Raw genomic sequence first — 18,417 nt, forward strand, 5'->3', positions numbered from 1 at the left:
TGAGCGATTATGTGCTGCGTGTCGGCGGTGCGGCCAGCGTGCCGGCGCGGGTCAGCCAGCGCGGGTCGGTGCGCATCAGCTCGCCCCAGAGCCGGGCGGCCACCAGGTCGGCGCCCTCGCGCTGCCACAACCGCAGCGACGACCGCGGGACATAACGGCGGAACCAGTCCAGCGCCCGCCGCGCATCGCGGTCGAGCCCGTCGGTCTCCGGCTGCCGCTCATATGGCCGCAGTCCCAGCACGCAGCAGTAATGCAGCGCGTTGTAGTGCCGCCACTCCTCGCTGGTGCCGAACAACCCGTCCGGCTTGAGCCGCGCCACGCTCTCCTGCAGCACCGCCCGCAGCTCCAGCGCCCGGGCCAGCGGCTTCTCCGCGTTGTGCCCGGTCAGCCGGCGGTCCACGGTGGGCAGATCGATCAGCGGGCTGCGCAACAGCCGGCCCAGGTCGCCGTAGTTGTCGAGGGCCCGCGCGGTGAGCCGGCGGAACTCCTCCTCGCTGAGCGCGATCAGCGTGTGCCGCTCCCGTCGCCGGGGCAGCGCCTCGGCGAGCAGCATCAGCGCCGCGCGGTCCAGCCGCAGCCGGTCGTCGTGCGGGAACGCGATCCGGTCCAGCCCGCGGCGCGCCGGCCCGACCAGGCCGGAATATGCCATCACGGCTCCCACCAGCACGAACTGCAGGATGATCACGAGCCGTTCGCGCGGCACGGCGAGCATGGTCAGGGTGGCCAGACCGCCGACGATCAGCGCGCCGGTCACCCCGGAGACCGCCGCCCGGCGCAGGTCCGGCAGCAGCCGCTCGCCCGAGTCCAGAGCGTCGGCGGCGGCCACCAGATAACCCAGCACCAGCACGTCGACCGCCATCGCGGCCAGCACCAGGCCGGGCGCGCCCAGGTCGATCGGCAGCAGCAGGACGACCAGGCCGATCGCATAGAGCACGGCGGCCGCGGTCACGCCGGCCGGCATCGATCGCGGGCGCACCTTGTCGCGGAACCGCCAGAGCAGCACCAGCCCGCCGATCAGCGGGGCCAGCGACACCAGCCGCCCCTGGGCCGGCAGCAGGGCCACCACGGCCAGGAAGATCAGGCTCAGGCCGATCCAGCCGCGGTCGATCATGGCGCGTTCCGGCATCTCGTCGGGCAGCAGCCCGACCGCGACGCCGGCCCAGACCAGGGCCGGCACGCAGAGCAGCACCTGGGCCGCCGCGCTGCCCGGCGCCACCGTCCACCCGGCGACCGCCACCGCGAACGCGATCAGCGCGATCGCCGTGCGCCAGAGCACCCGGCGCCGGGGGTCGCGGCCGATCAGGTAACACGCCAGCCAGCAGGTCAGGGCGAAGGCGGGTACGGCGAGCGCGGGCACCACGTCAGTCAATCAAACAGCTCGGACGCGCGACACCCTCAGGCGCCGGCGTCGCCGGAACACCCACACCGCCGAGGAGATCAGCAGCACCAGCGCGAGCAGCACCAGGATCGGCAACAGGATGGCCAGCACGGACAACACGATGCTGGACACGTCCTCCGCGGTGCTCGCCACCGGCGCCCCGACGCCGGCCGTGGTGGCGTTGATCACCGGCCGGGAGGCGGCCTTCACCCCGTGCACGGTGAGCGCGATGAGCACGCCGGCCGCCACCGGCACCCACTGATGCGAGCCGAAGAAGCTGCCCGGGTCGCTGACCGTGACGGTCTCGGAGGTGGAGCCGGCGCCGAACGCGAGCCCGCCCGCGGTCGGCCGCACCACGGTCTGCACCACGTCGTTCACGTGGTCGATCACCGGCACCTTGTCGGCCACCACCTCGACCGCGAGCAGCACCGCCAGGATCGCGACGACCCAGCCGTTGGACAGCCACTCCCAGCCGGACGGCAGCTGGATCAGATCCGAGTAACGCGCCAGCAGACCCATGGTGAGCAGCGGGATGTAGGCATTGAGTCCGGCGGATGCGGCCAGGCCGGTGCCGGTCAGAGCTTCGAGCACAAGGTCAGCATGGCACCGCCGCGCACGCCTCGTTGCCTGGCCGTTACCCTCGTCGGGTGCGTCTGGTCATCGCGAAGTGCTCCGTGGACTATGTCGGCCGTCTCTCCGCCCACCTGCCGCCCGCCGTGCGGCTGCTGATGGTGAAGGCGGACGGCTCGGTGTCCATCCACGCCGACGATCGGGCCTACAAGCCACTGAACTGGATGAGCCCGCCGTGCAAGCTGTCCGAGGCGCCGGGCGTCTGGAAGGTGGTGAACAAGGCCGGCGAGGAGCTGCGCATCACGCTCGAGGAGATCTTCCAGGACACGTCCTATGACCTGGGCGTCGACCCGGGCCTGGTGAAGGACGGCGTGGAGGCGCACCTGCAGGAGCTGCTGGCCGCGCACCCGGAGACGTTCGGCGAGGGCTGGGTTCTGGTACGCCGCGAGTACATGACCGCGATCGGCCCGGTCGACCTGCTCTGCCGGGACGCGAACGGCGGCGCGGTGGCGGTCGAGATCAAGCGCCGCGGCGACATCGACGGCGTCGAGCAGCTCACCCGCTACCTCGAGCTGATGAACCGCGACCCGCTGCTCGCGCCGGTGCAGGGCGTCTTCGCCGCGCAGGAGATCAAGCCGCAGGCCCGCGTGCTGGCCACCGACCGTGGCATCCGCTGCGTAGTGGTGGATTACGACAAGCTGCGCGGCATGGCCAAGGACGAGCTGACCCTGTTCTAGACGCTTCGCGAGCGAAGCTAACGCTTGGCCAGGTCCACCCGGTCGGGCGACGTGGTGCCGACCAGATAGGCGCGCGCGCCCAGCCCCGCCACCAGCGCCTGCACCAGCACCGTGGTCCAGGACAGCGGTCCGCCCAGCGCGGTCGCGACCACCGCGGGCACCCCCAGGATCAGCGCGTCGAAGCCGACGATCGCGGCCAGCGTCGGACCGGTGGACACCGTGCCCATCGGGGTGTCCAGCGGCAGCAGCGAGTTGTCCACGAAGCCGACCCGGGCGCGCCGCACCGCCGCCACGGCCGCGACCGGGCCCAGCGCCAGGCCGAGCGCCCACCACGGCCCGGCCGGCACCGCGCCGAGCCAGGCGAGCAGCCCGAACGCCACCGCGCCCCAGAGCGCCGCCAGCACGCCCGGCACCACCAGCCGTTCGCCGACCGCGCGGCGGGAGCTCATGCCGAGCAGGCGCAACAGCACCGGGTTGGCCGCATCGGAGCGGACCGTGGCGGTCGAGGTGCCGGCCGCCTCGAACGCGCCGACCAGCACCGCGGCCCCGAGCAGCCAGTGCGGGGCGTTGGCCAGCAACGCGGGCAGAGCGGCCGCGCCGGCCAGCCACAGCAGCCGGCGCGGGCGGCGCCGGGCGAGTCGCAGGTCCTGGGCGGTGAGCACCGGCAGCCGGCCCGACAGCGGCGCCGAGCGCAGCCTGCGGCGGGCCCAGTAGCGCCGCTCGACCATGTCCACGACGAACGACGGCTCCACACCGAAGGCCGAGTCGGCGAGCGTGCCCGCCGTCTTGGACGCCTCCAGGATCTGGTCGTTCGGGATGCGGCCGATTTCGCGTACCCGGAGCAGGAAGAAGGCGGTGACCAGGACGGTGACCGCACCGGTCAGCGGGACCAGCATCGCGAGATGGGGCCACCCGCTCAGCGGGAGGGCCGTCGCGGTGGCCGAGTCGAGGACGAGGCCGGCCAGACCGGCCGCGGTGATCAGGTACGCGACGTTGTCCGCCACCGTCCCCCACCACCGCCCGGCCTGCGCCGCCAGCGCGACCAGCACCGCACCCAGCCCGGCCAGCGCCCCGGCCGCGAACAGCACCGCCGGCACCGGCCGCGGACCGGCGTGCCCGAGCACCGCCACCCCGCCCAGCGCACCGGCCGCGGCCGCCCCGATCGCGGTCAGCCGCAGCGCCGGCAGCAGCAGGCGGCGACGACTGACCGGCGCGGTGAGCAGCCAGGACGCGGCCGGCCGGCTGATCGCCAGCGGGCCGAGCCGGCGCAACGCCAGATAGATGACCCCCAGCGCGACCAGCACCAGCGAGGCGCCGGTCAAGGCGGACGCGTCCGGCGCGACCGGCCAGAAGATCGCGCGCAGCTGCTTGTAGACCATGCCGCCGACGATCAGCACGAAGAGGACGGCGAAGTAGAAGTTGCCGAGGCGCTCGCCGCGCTCCTTGTGCGCGGCCTGGGTGCGCCGGACCCAGCGGCGGACCGGCGCGATCGCGACCGTGGTCACGTCAGCGACTCCATCGTGGTGATCTCGGCGCCGGAGTTCCCCGCGAACACGTCGTCGTGGCTGGCCATCAGGATCGAGCCGCCGGACTTCAGGTATTCCGCGAGCAGCTCGGCGACCAGCAGCCGGCCGTCCCGGTCCAGGCGCTGCTCGGGCTCGTCCAGGATCAGCAGCGAGCTGGGCCGCAGCATGGTGAGCGCGAGGGTGAGGCGCTGCTTCTGTCCGGAGGAGAGCGACGGCGGGATGGCGTCGCGGTGCCCGGTGAGCCCGAAACGGTCCAGCGCCTCATTGATGCCGGCCGCCTGCGGGTCCTGCCCGTGCGCGCGGCAGACCAGCTCGGCGTGCTCGCGGGTGGTCAGGCCCGGGTACCAGGTGGGCGGCTCGACCGTGGTGACCACCGCGCGCCAGAAGTCCGGTGTGGACCCCGGGGTGCCGCCGAAGACCAGGATCTCGCCCTCGTCCGGCTGCTGCAGCCCGGCCACGCAGCGCAGCAGGGTGGACTTGCCGATGCCGTTCTCGCCGGTCACGCAGACGCCGGAGCCGGCCGGGACGACCAGGTCCACGCCGGTCAGCACGGGCGTCGAACCGTAGCCGACCACCAGGCCGGCGACCTCGACCGCGGGGTGATCCTCCACCCGTTCGACGCTAGCAGCGGCGGTCAGCTCTTTCGGCCGTACAGCATCTTGAGCGTCTTGACGATGCGCCGCACCTGAGCCGGGGTGCGCTCGAAGGTCATCGAGGGCAGCAGCGACGGCCCGCGGCGCACCGCCACCGCCTTGGACCGGGCGAACTCGCGCAGCCCGTCGTCGCCGTGGATCCGGCCGAAGCCCGAGTCGCCGACGCCGCCGAACGGCAGGCCGGCCATGCCCACGAAGGTCAGCGTCGAGTTGACCGCGACCATGCCGCTGCGCATCCGGCGGGCGATCCGGATCGCGTTCGCCTTGCCGAAGACGGCGCCGCCCAGGCCGTAGGGGACGGCGTTCGCCTTTTCCACGGCCTCGTCGGCGTTCGCCACCCGGGTGATGGTCAGGGTCGGCCCGAAGGTCTCCTCGCGCACGGCGAGGGCGTCGTCGGGCACGTCGACCAGGACGGTCGGTGACACGTACGGCTCCCGCACCGAGTCCCGCCCGCCGAGCACCGCCTCGCCGCCCCGATCGAGCGCGTCGTCGATGTGCGCCCGGATGATTTCCGTCTGCCGTGGCATGGTGATCGGCCCGATCTCCTCGCCAACCCGCAGCTTGCCGGCCTTCTCGGTGACCGCCGCGACGAACGCGTCGTAGACCGGCGCCACCACGTAGGCCCGTTCGATGCCGATGCAGGTCTGCCCGGCGTTCGTCATCGAGCCCCAGACCGCCGCCTCGGCCGCGGCCGGGATGTCCGCGTCGGCGTCCACGATCAGCGCGTCCTTGCCGCCGGCCTCGATCACCACCGGGGTGAGCGTCTCGGCGCAGGCGGCCATCACCTTCTTGGCCGTCGGGGTCGAGCCGGTGAACGCGATCTTGCCGACCCCGGCCCGGCACAGCGCCCCGCCGACCTCGCCCAGCCCGTGCACCACCTGCAGCACCGGCTGCTCGGGCACCACCTCGCCGAACGTGTCGATCAGCCACTGGGCGACCATCGGCGTGTACTCACTCGGCTTGAACACCACCGCGTTGCCCGCCGCCAGCGCGCCGGAGATCGACCCGATCGGGGTGAGGATCGGGTAGTTCCACGGCCCGATCACGCCGACCACCCCGACCGGCTGATATTCCAGGTGCCCGGAGTGCTCGAGCAGCACCAGCCGGCTGCGGACCCGGCGCGGCCCGAGCACCCGCTTGGCGTTGCGGGCGGCCCAGTCGATGTGCTCGATCGCGGCGCTCGCCTCGACGATCGCGTCGGCCGGCGGCTTGCCGCCCTCGAGCTGGGCCAGCTCGGCCAGCTCCTCGATGCGGTCGACGATCAGCGCGCGCCAGCGCAGCAACCGGTCCTTGCGGCCGTCGAAGCCGAGCCCGGCCCACCACACGGCCGCCCGGCGGGCGTCGGCCACCGCGGCGCCGACGGCGGCCTCATCGGCCACCGGCACCCGGCCGGCCTCGGCGCCGGACGCCGGGTTCGTCGAGATCAACAGGCCGTCCTCGACCACCGGAAGCCCTGGGGTACGCGTCGACGTCATGAACGTGAGCCTAGTTCGCAGAAGTATTCTTTTCAGCTGTGAGCCCTCGCCGAAATCGCCCGCGGCGCCCGACGTCGTCCCCGCTGGGCGACGAGCGCGTGCGCAAAGGCGTCGAGGGCGTCCAGCAATATCAGGACGGCGAGTGGATGGTCCGGTCGATCTTCGGCGGCGCGGCCACCAAGACCTACCGTTGCCCCGGCTGCATGCAGGACATCCGCCCCGGCATCGCGCACGTGGTGGCCTGGCCGGTGGACGACCGCGGCGACGAGAGCGACCGGCGGCACTGGCACACCGGCTGCTGGCGGGCCCGGGACCGGCGCGGTCCCGGCGTGGAGCGATCCCGCAACGCCCCGCGCTATGGGCGAGGATAGGTCGGTGAGCAACCCGATTCGCGCCAACAGTGTGCTGCCCGCCGAGCGCGAGGACATCGAGCTGGAGACCGCCGACGGCCTGACCCTGGTCGGCGAGCTGGCGGTGCCGCTCGACCGCCCGCCGGTCGCCACCCTGGTCTGCCTGCATCCGCTGCCCACCCACGGCGGCATGATGGACAGCCACGTCTTCCGCAAGGCGGCCTGGCGGCTGCCCGCGCTGGCCGGGGTGGCGGTGCTGCGCTTCAACACGCGCGGCACCAGCAGCGTCCGCGGCACCAGCGAGGGCGCCTTCGACAACGCGGTCGGCGAGCGCTTCGACGTGGCCGCCGCGATCGAATACGCCGAGTTCCACGACCTGCCGAACGTCTGGCTGCTCGGCTGGTCGTTCGGCACCGACCTGACCCTGATGCACGGGCTCGACCCGGCGGTCACCGGTGCGATCCTGCTCTCCCCGCCGCTGCGCTTCTCCCAGCCGGCCGACCTCGAGCGCTGGGCGACCGCCGGCAAGCCGGTGATCGCGCTGGTCCCGGAGCTGGACGACTACCTGCGGCCGGCCGAGGCGGTCGAGCGGTTCGCGGCGATCCCGCAGGCCGAGGTGATCGGCGTCGACGGCGCCAAGCATCTGTGGGTCGGCGACGCCGAGACGGCGCTGGACGAGATCGTCCGCCGGGTCGCGCCCGAGGTTCCCCTTCCGCTGCCGACGACCTGGGACGGCCCGATGGAGACCGGCGACATGAACGCCTACGCCAACCGCACGGTGGCGTCGTTCAGCAACGTCCCGGTGCCGAAGCCGCTCGCGGACTAAGAGCAGAGTGGGCTACCACTCTCGTTGTTGCTCTGGGTCAGCGGCGCTCGGCGGCCGGCAGCAACACCTCGCGGCCGATCAGCTGGATCGCGGCCACCATCGGGATCGCGGCCAGCGCGCCGATCACGCCGAAGAGCGCCGCGCCGAGCAGGGCCGCCACCACCGCGGCCACGTCACTCACCTTCACCGAGCGGCGCATCACGTTCGGATAGATGAAGTAGTTCTCGACCTGCTGATAGAGGATGAAGAACCCGGCGCAGACCAGCCCGGCGGTCAGCGAGTGGGCGAGCCCGACCAGACTCACCACGACCGCGCCCAGCGTCGCGCCGATCTGCGGGATCAGGTCGAGCACCGCGACCACCACGGCCAGGGCGAAGGGATAGGCCAGCCCGAGGATCAGCACCAGCACCCAGGTCGCCACCCCGGCCAGCAGCGCGATCGCCAGCGCCCCCACCATGTAGGCGCCCACCTTGGTGAGGATCTCGTCGGTGAGCAGCTGCACCCGCTCGCGCCGTGACTGTGGCACCAGGCGGTAGGTCCCGCGCTTGATCCGCTCGAAGGCGGCCATGAAATAGATGGTGAGGACCAGCACGGTCAGCACGTTGAAGATGGTGCCGAAGATCAGCCCGGCCGCGCCCAGCACCCCGCCCAGCGTGTTTCCCACGGTGCTCGCGCTGATCGCGCTCTGCACCTTGTTCACCACGTCGTACTGCTGGACCAGGTCGTTGATCGCCTCGTTGCGCTGCAGGCTCTGGATGTAACCCGGGATGTTCTGGATCAGCTCCCCGGTCTGCGTGACCAGCGGCGGCACCAGGGCGGTGACCGCGCCGACCAGCACGGCCAGCCCGAGCAGCGCGACGATGGCGACCGCGCCGGGCCGCGGCACGCCCCAGCGCTGGATCCTGGTGACCCCCGGGTTGAGCCCGATGGCCAGGAACATCGCCACGAAGATGAGCACCAGGATCGAGCCGGCGTTGCGGATGCCGGTGAAGGCGGCATAGGCCAGCAACAGGCCGATGCCGCCGAGAAAGCCGATGTAGAACGGGTTGCGCCGGTTGAGCGGCGGGCCGGGTTCGCCGAAGCGTGAAGTCGGAGGCTCCTCGACGTCTTTCGGCGGCGGCTTGATCTCCGCCGCCGACTCGTCGGGTCCCGGCGGCTTTGCGTCGCCCTTCACCGGTGCCTCCCAGCGGGAACGATCAGTCGGCGTCTGCCCCGACGCGGCTCGCCGACGGCGGGACCGTCACCTTAGCCGACGCCGTGACCTTGGCCGGAGGTGGCGTCTGCGCCTTGTCGGCCGCGTGTTGACCGACTTTTGCCGGCGCCTCCGCGACGGCGACCGCCGTGGGTGCGACCGCGGCCGGCTCGAGGACCTGGGCCTCGTCGTCGTCGTCGTCATCGTCGTCACCGGGCGACGCGGCCGCGGCCAGCACCGCGGCAGCGGCCAGCTCGGCCACTCGCTTTGCTTCCTTCTGCACCTGGCGCCGCACGTCGGTGGCGTGCCGCTCGGCGGCCTGCCCCGCGCGCTTGGCGTCGGCCACGTGCTCGAGCTCGGCCTCGAGCTCCTTTTGCACGTCGGACAGCCGCTGCTGCACCCGGTCGGCCTCGCGCTCGGCGCGCTGTGCCCGCTCGGTGGCCTCGGCGGCCTTGCGCTCGGCCGCCTCGACCTTGGCGTGCGCCGCCTCGAGGTCGCGGGTGGCCTGCGCCAGCTTCTGCTGCTGCGCCTCGATCTCCTTGCGCACCGCGGTGGCCTGCTCGTCGGACTTGCGGAGGATCTCCTCCGCGTATTTGTCCGCCTCGCTGCGCAGGTCGGCGCACTGCTTCTCGACGCCGGACCGCAGCTGGCCGAGCTCCTGCACGACCTCCTGCCGACGCTTGACCAGCTCGTGCTCGACTGTCGACTTGAGCTCGCCGCGCTCGCGCTCGGCCGCGGTGCGCTGGGCGGTCAGCTCCTGCTGCGCCTTGTCCCGCAGGGCCTTGACCTCCTGGTCGGCCTGAACGCGGGTGGATTTCGCATAACCGTCGGCCTCGCTGCGGACCCGCTGGGCGTCCTGCGCGGTCTTTTCGGTGTGCTGCTGAGCCTCCGCGCGGGCACGGGCCAAAGTGGACTCCGCCTCGGCGCGCATCTGCTCGGCGGCCTGCCGGCTCGTCGTGACCGCTTTTTCGGCGGCCTGGCGGCGGGCGGCGTCCGCCTTTTCCTCCTCGGCGCGACGGGCGGCCAGCGTGATCTCGAAGTCACGGATGCCGTCGTGCGCGTGCGCCTCGGCCTCGGCCCGGATGCGCTCGGCCTCGGCCAGGCGGGCGGCGATGTCGTCGGTCGCCGAGTTCTTGATGTCGGCCGCCACCTCTTCCGCGGTGGCCAGGATCTGCTCGACCTTGGGCCCGAGATGGCGGAAGGACACCTCGGTGCCGACGCCACCCTGCCGGCGGGTCTGCGTGACCTCCTGCTGCAGCCGGTCGACCTGCCCGGCCAGCGCCTGGATCTGCTGGTATGCCTGCTCCCGCTCGGTCGCCAGTGCGGCTATCTCGTTCTCCGCCCGGGCGACGTAGCGCTCGACCTGCTTCTTCTCGTATCCCCGCAGGGCGGTCTCGAAGCTGGGCTCGGAGGCCGCATCCCCACCGAGACCGAAGATTTCACCGCCGTGCGACATGCTGTCCATCCTCACATACGCATCGTCCGTTGATGTACCGATACACACCAGCTTGACCGGACATTGCGCTGGTCGTGATTGTCAGGGTCTCGGGTCGGCAAACGATCGGGCCGCACCGGAGGATTCTCCGATACGGCCCGCATCGATGCCTACCACCGCTCAACGTTCGCGCACCTGACCCAGGTGTGCAACCTCAGAGCGCCGTGGGGAAGGACTCAGGAATTCGTCTTCGCCGCCACCGACTTGTCCGAGTCGGCGTCCTCGCCGTTGCGCTGCGCCGGGGTCTCCGCCTTGTCCGCGGTGGCCGGCTTGGTGGCATTTTCCACCGCCGCCTTGGCCGCGGCGCCCACCGACGGCACCAGGCCGGAAAGGCCGGAGAGCATCTGACCGAGCTGGTTGGTGACCGCGTCCTTCTGACGGGTCAGGTCCTCCACCTCGCGGCGGGCGGCCTGGGTGGTGAGCTCGGCCTCGGTGCGCGCCTCGCTCAGCAGGCGGTTGGCCTCGGCCCGCGCCTCGGTCACCGTCTTGTCGGAGAGGGCCCGCGCCTTCTCCACCGTCTCGGTGGCACTGCGCTCGGCCTCGACCCGGCGGGACTCGGCGCGCTGCTCGATCTCCTTGGCCCGGTCCTCGGCGGCCCGGGCGCGCTCCTCGGCCTCGGACACCATCTTCTGCGTCGCGCTGACCTGGGCGGCGTGCCGCTGGGCCTCCTCGCGCTCCGACTTCTCCCGCCGCTCGGCGACCTCGAGCGCCAGAGCCTGCAGGTCCTTGTCGCGCTTGTCGCGGGCGTCGGTCAGCATCTTGGTCGCCTCGGCGCGCTTCTCCTCAGCCTCGCGGGCCGCCTTCGCCCGCTGCTGGGTGATCTCACGCTCGGCGGTCGCGCGGTGCGAGTTGACCTCGCGCTCGACCGTCGACTTCAGCTCGGCGACCTCGTGCGCGGTGACCGTGCGCAGCTGCTTGGTCTCGCGGTCGGCGTCGCCGCGCAGCGTGTCCGCCTCGCGGCGGGCCTGCACCCGCGCCTCGGCGGCCTCGCGCTCGGCGTGCGTGCGCAACTGGCCGGCCTCGCGCTCGGCGGTCGCCTTCATCGCGGCGGCCTCGGCCCGCGCCTTGTCGGTGATCTCCCGGGCCTCGAGGCGGGCCGCGGAAAGGATGCCCTCCGACTCCCGCTTGGCCTCGCTCCGGTGATCGTTGGCCTGCTCCTCGGCCAGCCGCAGGATCTGCTCGACCCGGGTGCCCAGCCCGGAGAGCGTCGGCCGGTTGTTCTCCTCGAGCTGTTTGTTGCTGTCCGCCAGCTTCTGCTCGAGCGCGTTGAGCCGCTGCTCCGCCTGCCGCAGCCGACGCTGGGCGTCGTTCATCCGCTGCTCGGCCTCGGCGCGCGCCTGCTCGGACTGGTTCAGCGCGGCGACCACCCGGCCGAGGTGCGCGTCCACCTGCCCGCGGTCATATCCGCGCAGCACGACGGTGAAATCGGTCTGGGAATTGGCGTGCTCGAAGAACGCGAGATTCTGGTCCTGCTGCTGGGGCATTGCGCCATCTTTGCGAACCACCCTGGGGCACGCAAGGGGCAGAACGGCGTCGAAATCGCAAACTAGATCAGCTTCGACCACCTGTCGCAGGTCACGCTCGGCCGTTCGGCCGGTCGCCCTCCGGCCGCACGTGCACGGCCTTGCTGCGGCTTCACCTGCGTTGTCAGGGTTTGGCCGATGATCGTCCCATCAGGATGGCCGTTCGGCGCTCCTCAATGGTCACGATCCTGCCAGGCCACGCGGGCGTCGTCAGGACGTTTCACCCGTAAGGCGTACGAACTAGGCTGGTTCCACCAATTCGACCAGCACTCCGCCGGCGTCCTTGGGGTGCACGAAGTTGATTCGCGAGCCGGCCGTGCCCCGCTTCGGCACTTCATAGAGCAGACGCAAACCGCGGGCGCGTAAAGCGGCACTCGTCTCCTCGACATTGCGCACCGTGTATGCCAATTGCTGCAATCCCGGGCCGGACCGATCGAGGAATCGCGCGATCGCCGAGTCCGGCCGGGCCGGGGCGAGCAGTTGCAGCCGCGGGCCGTCCGGATCGTCGCCGACCGCCAGCATCGCCTCGCGGACGCCCTGTTCCTCGTTCGTCTCCTGATGCACGAGCCGCAGGCCGAACGTCTCGGCATAGAACGCCACGGCGTCGTCCAGGTCGGGCACCGCGATGCCGACGTGGTCGATGCGCAACAATCCGACGACAGGAAGATCAGCCATGCCGGATAGTCTGGCACCCTAACCATCGTTCAGGCAGTGGAGGACCTGTGGCCACCTCGGTGATCGTCAGCGGCGCCCGCACTCCCATGGGTCGTCTTCTCGGCAACCTCAAGAACCTCTCGGGCACCGCGCTCGGCGGGCACGCGATCGCCGGCGCCCTCGAGCGCGGCGGCGTGCGGCCGGAGCAGGTGCAATACGTGATCATGGGCCAGGTGCTGCAGGCCGGCACCGGGCAGATCACCGCGCGCCAGGCCGCCGTGGCGGCCGGCATCCCGATGACCACCCCCGCGGTCACGGTGAACAAGGTGTGCCTCTCCGGGCTCGACGCGATCGCGCTGGCCGACCAGCTGATCCGGGCCGGCGAGTTCGACATCGTGGTGGCCGGCGGGATGGAGTCCATGACGTCCGCGCCGCACCTGCTGATGAACCACCGTCAGGGCAACAAGTTCGGCGACGTGCTGGTCCGCGACCACACCGCGTTCGACGGCCTGACCGACCCGTGGGACGGCGTCTCGATGGGCGAGTCCACCGAGCGCAGCGGCGCCAAGCTGGGCATCACCCGCGCCGAGCAGGACGCGTTCGCCGCGCTCAGCCACCAGCGGGCCGCCGAGGCGCAGCGCAACGGCCACTTCGCCGCCGAGATCGTGCCGATCCGGGCCGGCCAGCGGGAGGCCGACCAGCTGGTGGACACCGACGAGGGGGTGCGCCCGGACGCGACTGCCGAGTCGCTCGGCAGGCTGCGCCCGGCGTTCGCCAAAGACGGCACGATCACCGCGGGCAGCGCGTCGCCGATCTCGGACGGCGCCGCCGCGGTCGTGGTGATGAGCCGGGCCAAGGCCGAGGAGCTGGGTCTGACCTGGATCGCCGAGATCGTCGCGCACGGCAACGTGGCCGGTCCGGACAACTCGCTGCAGTCGCAGCCGGCGAACGCGATCAAGCACGCGCTGGGCAAGGCCGGCAAGACCGTCGAGGACCTCGACCTGATCGAGATCAACGAGGCGTTCGCCCAGGTGGTGCTGCAGTCGATGCACGAGCTCAAGGTGGACGAGAACATCGTGAACGTGAACGGCGGCGCGATCGCACTGGGCCACCCGATCGGCATGTCCGGCGCGCGGCTGGTGCTGACGCTGGCGCTGGAGCTGGGCCGGCGCGGCGGCGGCCTGGGCGCGGCCGGCCTGTGCGGCGGTGGCGGTCAGGGCGACGCGCTGATCATCGAGGTGCCCGCCGCGTGAGGGATGTGCCCACGCTGGTCGCACGCGCCCGGGAGGGAAACGCCCGGGCGGTCGCGCGGCTGATCAGCATGGTCGAGGACGGCGCGCCCGAGCTGCCGGCGGTGGCCGCCGCTCTGGCGCCGCACGCGGGCGCGGCTCAGGTGATCGGCCTGACCGGCGCGCCCGGCGTGGGCAAGTCGACCACCACGAACGAGCTGGTCCGCGCCCTGCGGCAGACCGGCCGCCGGGTCGGGGTGCTGGCCGTGGACCCGTCCAGCCCGTTCACCGGCGGCGCCATCCTCGGCGACCGGATCCGGATGCAGGAGCACACCGGCGATCCGGGCGTCTACATCCGCTCGATGTCCAGCCGGGGTCAGCTCGGCGGGCTCTCCGCGGCCACGCCGCAGGCGGTCCGGGTGCTCGAGGGCGCGGGCTGCGACGTGGTGCTGGTCGAGACGGTCGGGGTGGGGCAGGCCGAGGTCGAGGTGGCGTCGCTGGCCGACACCACGCTGGTGCTGCTGGCGCCGGGCATGGGCGACGCGATCCAGGCGGTCAAGGCCGGCATCCTGGAGATCGCCGACGTCTTCGTGGTCAACAAGGCGGACCGGCCGGGCGCGGACAACACCTACCGTGACATCCAGGGCATGCTGGCGCTGGGCGAGCGGGCCGCGGGCGAGTGGCGGCCGCAGGTGGTGCGGGCGGTGGCGGTCAAAAATGAGGGCATCGACGACGTGGTGGCCGCGATCGACAAGCACCGCGCCTGGCTGGAGACCTCCGGCAACCTGACGGTGGCGCGCGAGCGGCGGGCCGCCGTCGAGGTCGAGGCGATCGCGCTGGGCACGCTGCGTGCCCGGATGGGCTCCTTTCGCGAGGGTACGGATCTCAGCACGCTCGCGTCCCGGGTGGCGGCGGGCGAGCTGGACCCGTATGCGGCCGCCGACGAACTGCTGAAACGCCTCTAACGTTCGTAGCGGTCCCAGCGCAGGCTGCCGTCGTCCAGTTCCGCGGCGATCGCGCGCAGCCAGGAGATCTCGGCGCGCAGCAGGGCGGCCCGATACTCGTCCTCGATCAGGAACAGCCGCGGAACGTCCGGCGGCGCGCTCGCCAGCATGGTCGCGAGCCGTTCCTCCTGCTCGGCGATCCTCTTGTCGAAGGCCGCGCGCACCTCGGCCGGCTCGAGCAGCACCACGAAGGCCAGCCCGACCGGGAACTCGGGGAACTCCCGAGCCGGCGCCGGCAGCATGTCGCCCACCCAGCGGCGCAGCGTGTCCAGCCCGGCCGGAGTGATCTCATAGGTCGTGCGCTCCGGCCGCCCGCCGTCACGCTCGGTGCCGGTCGGCCGGGCCAGTTCGTCGCGCACCAGCTTGTCCAGCGTCTGATAGACGCTGTTGCGCTGCGCCACGTTGACCAGCTGATCCTGGCCGCGCTCCTTGATCACGTGCTGCATCCGATAGGGGTGCATCGGCGCCTCGGCCAGCAGCGCCAGCAGCACCACCGACAGCGGTGAGCGACGCGGCCCGGCAGTGGTCATGACAGCAGACTAGGGGTTCTTTCAGGGTTGCTCGGCATAGTCATGGGATGCATAGTCATTCTATGACTAAGACAGCAGTTGTGATCGGCGGAGGCATCGCGGGCACCGTGGCCGCGGTCGCCCTGCACCGCGCCGGCTGGACGGCCGAGATCCACGAGGCCCGCGCCGAGGGCGCCGACGAGCGGGGCGCCTTCCTGACCGTGGCGGAGAACGGACTGGCCGCCCTGCGCCGGCTCGGGCTCGACCCGGCCACGGTGCTGGCGGCCGGCTATCCGACGCCGCGGATGACACTCGGCAACGGCGCCGGGCGACGGCTCGCCGAGCTGCCGCTGGGCGGCGCCGGCAAGGACGGTGTCACCACCACGACGATCCGGCGGGTGGATCTCTATGCGGCGCTGCGCAAGGCCGCGATCGAGGCCGGCATCCCCATCCGGTACGGGCACAAGCTGGTCGCCCTGGACGGCGCGGTCGCCCGGTTCGCGGACGGCGACACGGCTCGGGGCGACCTGGTGGTGGGGGCGGACGGGCTGCACTCGCGTACCCGGAAGATCCTGGATCCGGACGCACCCGGGCCGCGCTATCTCGGGCTCTTGAATGCCGGCGGGTTCACCGCCGGGCCGATCGACGCCGAGCTGGACCCGACGCCGGGGGTGGTGCACATGACCTTCGGGCGGCGGTGCTTCTTCGGGTGGAGCATGGCGCCGGACGGCTCGGTCTGGTGGTTCGCGAACCCGGGCTCGAAGACGCCGCACACCGGTCCCGGCCCCACGATGGAAGCCTGGCGCGAGCAGCTGATCGACCTGGTCGCCGAGGACCGGATCCCGGCGGCGGCGATCATCCAGGCCACGCCCGAGGTGCTGGGCCCGTGGAACACCTATGACCTGCCGCGGGTGCGCACCTGGCGGACGGACCGCGTCGTGCTGCTCGGGGACGCCGCGCACGCCGCTTCGCCGTCCTCCGGCCAGGGCGCATCGATGGCGATCGAGGACGCGGTGACGCTGGGCCAGTGTCTCTCCGCGCAGTCCCTCTCCGAGCAGTCCTCCTCCGCACAATCCCTTTCCGCACAATCCCTTTCCGCACAATCCCTTTCCGCGCAGTCCCTTTCCGGGCAGCGCCTCTCCGCGGGGACCGGAGTGGCGGAGGCGCTGGCGGACTATGAGCGGAAGCGCCGCAAGCGGGTGGAGAAGGTGGTCGCGGCCGGGCGGCGCAATGGCAGCGGCAAGGCGGCCGGGCCGATCGGGGCGGCCATCCGGGACGCGATGACTCCGCTGATCATGCGGATGCTCTATCGGAACGGAAACCCGCAGTCCTGGATCGTCGACCACCGGGTCTGACTCAAAGTTCTTCGCACAGCCGCCGATCAGCGCGCTGTGGATCGGTGGAGGGCGCGCCTGGATCCCGTGCTGCTCTGCGTCGGCCTGCTAGCCGGCGTGGCCGTGACGGGCTATGCGCTGGATCGCGCGGCGCCGGCCGCCCAACTGGTCATCTGCTGGTTCATCACCGCGGTCATGCACCTGCTCTGCGGCGTGCTCGCGCTGACCCTGCGCCGGGACGAGCCGAGCGAGCCGATCCGCCGGCTTCTATCTGAGCGGGGCGGTCGCCGGCGGGGCGCTGTGCCTGGGCGAGATGTTCCAGCTGGGGTCGGCGCCGGCGGATCCGCTGGCGCCGGTCGGCGCGGTGCCGCTCGGGTTGGCCGGGGCGGTGGGTCTGGGCGGCCTACTCCACGCGGTGGCGTCTGGGCGGGCCTACTCCACGCGGTGGCGTCGGGGCGTCCGCTCTTTGCGGTGGCGTCGGGGCGTCCGCGGTTCGCGGTCGGCGCCGGGCTGGCCGGTGGCGTCTCGATACTGCTGTCCGCCGTGCTGGGCACGGCGGCCGGGAACCGCCGCCGGACTCGGTCGGCGCGGGCTGGCTGATGGCCGGCACGGTGCCGGCCGCGGCGGCCCTCGCGGCGGTGATCCGGCTGCACCTGTTGGGGACGCGGCGGCCGCGCAAGCCCAACTCCACGCCGCAGGTGCCGATCAGCGCCTGATTTCCTTTCTTCATTACTCTGCCCTGCCCTGCGCTCGCGCTCAGCGCCTTTTGCGCTCAGCGCCTTCGCGGTCCTGCGCCTTTGCGCTCAGCGCCTTCGCGGTCTGCGCCTTCGCGGTCGGCGCCTTCGCGGTCGCGCTTGCGCTTGCCGTCCTGTGCGTTCGCGGTCCGCGCGTTCGCGGTCAGCTCCCGAGTGCCCGCAGCCGGTCGTGGGTGCCGCCGTATGGTGGCGCGCCCAGCAGTCGCTTCTCGATGGCTGCCACGATCACGTAGTCCGGGTCGCAGACGTTGGCGATGTGGCTGGTCCCGGCCTGGGACACCAGTTGATAGGCGTCCAGCGTGTCCATCCCGGTGCTCGCCGCGACCTGGTGCAGGAGGTCGGTCTGACCCATTCGGTATGCGTCCTCCAACGGCCGCGCCACCCCCGCCGACATCAGCCGCGCGTCGTCCTCCAGTCGCGGCCACGGCGTGCCGGCGCCCTTGATCACGTCCAGCACCAGGGTCACGTCCATGGCGATCTCGACCGCCACCCCGCACGCCTCGCCGTCACCCTGCCGGGCGTGTCCGTCGCCGATCCCGAGCAGCGCGCCGGGCACGTTCACGCCCAGATAGAGGGTGGTGCCCGCTCGCAGCAGCGGGGTGTCCAGGTTGCCGCCGTGCGCGTCCGGCACCAGCGTGGCCCGCACCTCGCCGCCGGCCGGCGCCACCCCGACCGTGCCGAGCATCGGATCGAGCGGCAGGTCCAGGACGTGGTCGGAGTTCCGGGCGGCGAACCGGACCGTGCCGGCCGCGAGATCCACGTCGTAGACCCAGACGCGTTCCTCCAGCGGCGGCTGCAGGGTGGCCGTGCGGGTCGTCGAGGTGAGCGCCCCGAAGTGCGGGAAGGTGCTGGAGATCCCGCGCGGCGCGTTCGGGGTGAGTGCGACGACGTGCACGGCGAGCGTGTCGCCGGGCTCGGCGCCGGTCACGTGGAACGGGCCGGTGACCGGATTCAGATAGGGGAACTCGCAGACCCGGCTGGGCAGATCGCCGACACCGCGCACCCGTCCGCCGTAACAGTCCAGCGTGGTGAGCCGGAACGGCTCACCGGGCCGGACCTCGGCGATGGCCGCCCGCCCGCCGAACGTGTATCCCACCGTGTCGTCGGCCGCCTCGAAGAACTCCACCCCGGCATCATCGCGCACCACCCGGCGACGCGGAGGCCGCGCTGCTCGGATTCAGCAGCGCGGCCTCGGAGCCGATCGGTC

17 protein-coding genes are annotated in these 18,417 nt (G+C 72.2%); 6 read left to right on the forward strand and 11 right to left on the reverse strand.

The genetic code is table 11. From position 1 onward, the window contains the following. Window positions 1-7: 7 nt before the first annotated feature. Both ACZ6TI_RS01115 and ACZ6TI_RS01120 read right to left on the reverse strand, forming a co-directional pair. Window positions 8-1,360 (reverse strand): hypothetical protein, encoded by a 1,353-nt coding sequence (locus ACZ6TI_RS01115; protein ID WP_465343517.1) that lies wholly within the window; start codon window positions 1,358-1,360, stop codon window positions 8-10. Between the two features lie 9 nt (window positions 1,361-1,369). Further along, on the reverse strand, window positions 1,370-1,969 hold the full coding sequence (locus tag ACZ6TI_RS01120; RefSeq protein WP_465342936.1) for a DUF4126 domain-containing protein: 600 nt from the start codon (window positions 1,967-1,969) through the stop codon (window positions 1,370-1,372). 56 nt (window positions 1,970-2,025) lie between these two features. Between ACZ6TI_RS01120 and nucS the strand changes: the two genes are divergently transcribed. Next, entirely contained in the window at window positions 2,026-2,685 is a 660-nt protein-coding gene (gene nucS, locus ACZ6TI_RS01125; RefSeq protein WP_465342937.1) for an endonuclease NucS, read from the forward strand. Window positions 2,686-2,702: 17 nt separating this feature from the next. On the opposite strand, the gene ACZ6TI_RS01130 is transcribed toward nucS, so the two are convergent. From ACZ6TI_RS01130 to ACZ6TI_RS01140, 3 genes are read right to left on the reverse strand one after another with little or no spacing between them, the layout of a single operon-like run. After that, the gene (locus ACZ6TI_RS01130; RefSeq protein ID WP_465342938.1) at window positions 2,703-4,190 is read right to left on the reverse strand and encodes a DUF6297 family protein; all 1,488 of its coding nucleotides are present in this window, start codon (window positions 4,188-4,190) and stop codon (window positions 2,703-2,705) included. Continuing rightward, the gene (locus ACZ6TI_RS01135; RefSeq protein WP_465342939.1) at window positions 4,187-4,822 is read right to left on the reverse strand and encodes an ABC transporter ATP-binding protein; all 636 of its coding nucleotides are present in this window, start codon (window positions 4,820-4,822) and stop codon (window positions 4,187-4,189) included. Before ACZ6TI_RS01135 ends, ACZ6TI_RS01130 begins: the two co-directional genes overlap by 4 nt. A gap of 23 nt (window positions 4,823-4,845) precedes the next feature. After that, entirely contained in the window at window positions 4,846-6,339 is a 1,494-nt protein-coding gene (locus tag ACZ6TI_RS01140; protein ID WP_465342940.1) for an aldehyde dehydrogenase family protein, read from the reverse strand. Window positions 6,340-6,377: 38 nt separating this feature from the next. Here ACZ6TI_RS01140 and ACZ6TI_RS01145 point away from each other — a divergent pair, with 38 nt between their 5' ends. Both ACZ6TI_RS01145 and ACZ6TI_RS01150 read left to right on the forward strand, forming a co-directional pair. Beyond that, window positions 6,378-6,710, forward strand: coding sequence for a hypothetical protein (locus tag ACZ6TI_RS01145; protein ID WP_465342941.1), 333 nt, complete (start codon window positions 6,378-6,380; stop codon window positions 6,708-6,710). A 4-nt stretch (window positions 6,711-6,714) separates the two neighbouring features. Then, window positions 6,715-7,515 carry an alpha/beta hydrolase gene (locus ACZ6TI_RS01150; protein ID WP_465342942.1) on the forward strand — a complete coding sequence of 267 codons (801 nt, stop codon included), beginning with the start codon at window positions 6,715-6,717 and terminating at the stop codon, window positions 7,513-7,515. Window positions 7,516-7,552: 37 nt separating this feature from the next. On the opposite strand, the gene ACZ6TI_RS01155 is transcribed toward ACZ6TI_RS01150, so the two are convergent. From ACZ6TI_RS01155 to mce, 4 genes are all read right to left on the reverse strand, one after another. Further along, on the reverse strand, window positions 7,553-8,689 hold the full coding sequence (locus tag ACZ6TI_RS01155; RefSeq protein WP_465342943.1) for an AI-2E family transporter: 1,137 nt from the start codon (window positions 8,687-8,689) through the stop codon (window positions 7,553-7,555). 22 nt (window positions 8,690-8,711) lie between these two features. Next, window positions 8,712-10,163 (reverse strand): coiled-coil domain-containing protein, encoded by a 1,452-nt coding sequence (locus ACZ6TI_RS01160; protein ID WP_465342944.1) that lies wholly within the window; start codon window positions 10,161-10,163, stop codon window positions 8,712-8,714. A 215-nt stretch (window positions 10,164-10,378) separates the two neighbouring features. Further along, window positions 10,379-11,686, reverse strand: a complete 1,308-nt coding sequence (locus ACZ6TI_RS01165; protein ID WP_465342945.1) for a DivIVA domain-containing protein — start codon at window positions 11,684-11,686, stop codon at window positions 10,379-10,381. Window positions 11,687-11,965: 279 nt separating this feature from the next. Continuing rightward, a complete protein-coding gene (gene mce / locus ACZ6TI_RS01170; protein ID WP_465342946.1) occupies window positions 11,966-12,400 on the reverse strand; it encodes a methylmalonyl-CoA epimerase in 435 nt (144 codons plus the stop codon). Window positions 12,401-12,447: 47 nt separating this feature from the next. Here mce and ACZ6TI_RS01175 point away from each other — a divergent pair, with 47 nt between their 5' ends. After that, on the forward strand, window positions 12,448-13,632 hold the full coding sequence (locus ACZ6TI_RS01175) for an acetyl-CoA C-acetyltransferase (protein ID WP_465342947.1): 1,185 nt from the start codon (window positions 12,448-12,450) through the stop codon (window positions 13,630-13,632). Further along, window positions 13,578-14,573, forward strand: coding sequence for a methylmalonyl Co-A mutase-associated GTPase MeaB (meaB, locus tag ACZ6TI_RS01180; protein WP_465342948.1), 996 nt, complete (start codon window positions 13,578-13,580; stop codon window positions 14,571-14,573). The genes ACZ6TI_RS01175 and meaB overlap by 55 nt, the downstream gene beginning before the upstream one ends. Here the strand turns inward: meaB and ACZ6TI_RS01185 are convergent. Further along, on the reverse strand, window positions 14,570-15,142 hold the full coding sequence (locus ACZ6TI_RS01185; RefSeq protein ID WP_465342949.1) for a PadR family transcriptional regulator: 573 nt from the start codon (window positions 15,140-15,142) through the stop codon (window positions 14,570-14,572). The two genes, meaB and ACZ6TI_RS01185, sit on opposite strands and share 4 nt — an antisense overlap. A gap of 62 nt (window positions 15,143-15,204) precedes the next feature. On the opposite strand from ACZ6TI_RS01185, the gene ACZ6TI_RS01190 reads away from it, so the two are divergent. Further along, on the forward strand, window positions 15,205-16,476 hold the full coding sequence (locus ACZ6TI_RS01190) for an FAD-dependent oxidoreductase (RefSeq protein WP_465342950.1): 1,272 nt from the start codon (window positions 15,205-15,207) through the stop codon (window positions 16,474-16,476). Between the two features lie 876 nt (window positions 16,477-17,352). Here the strand turns inward: ACZ6TI_RS01190 and ACZ6TI_RS01195 are convergent. Beyond that, a complete protein-coding gene (locus ACZ6TI_RS01195; protein ID WP_465342951.1) occupies window positions 17,353-18,357 on the reverse strand; it encodes an acetamidase/formamidase family protein in 1,005 nt (334 codons plus the stop codon). Between the last annotated feature and the right edge of the window lie 60 nt (window positions 18,358-18,417).

The sequence above is a fragment of the Actinoplanes sp. NPDC051388 genome (assembly GCF_055586225.1).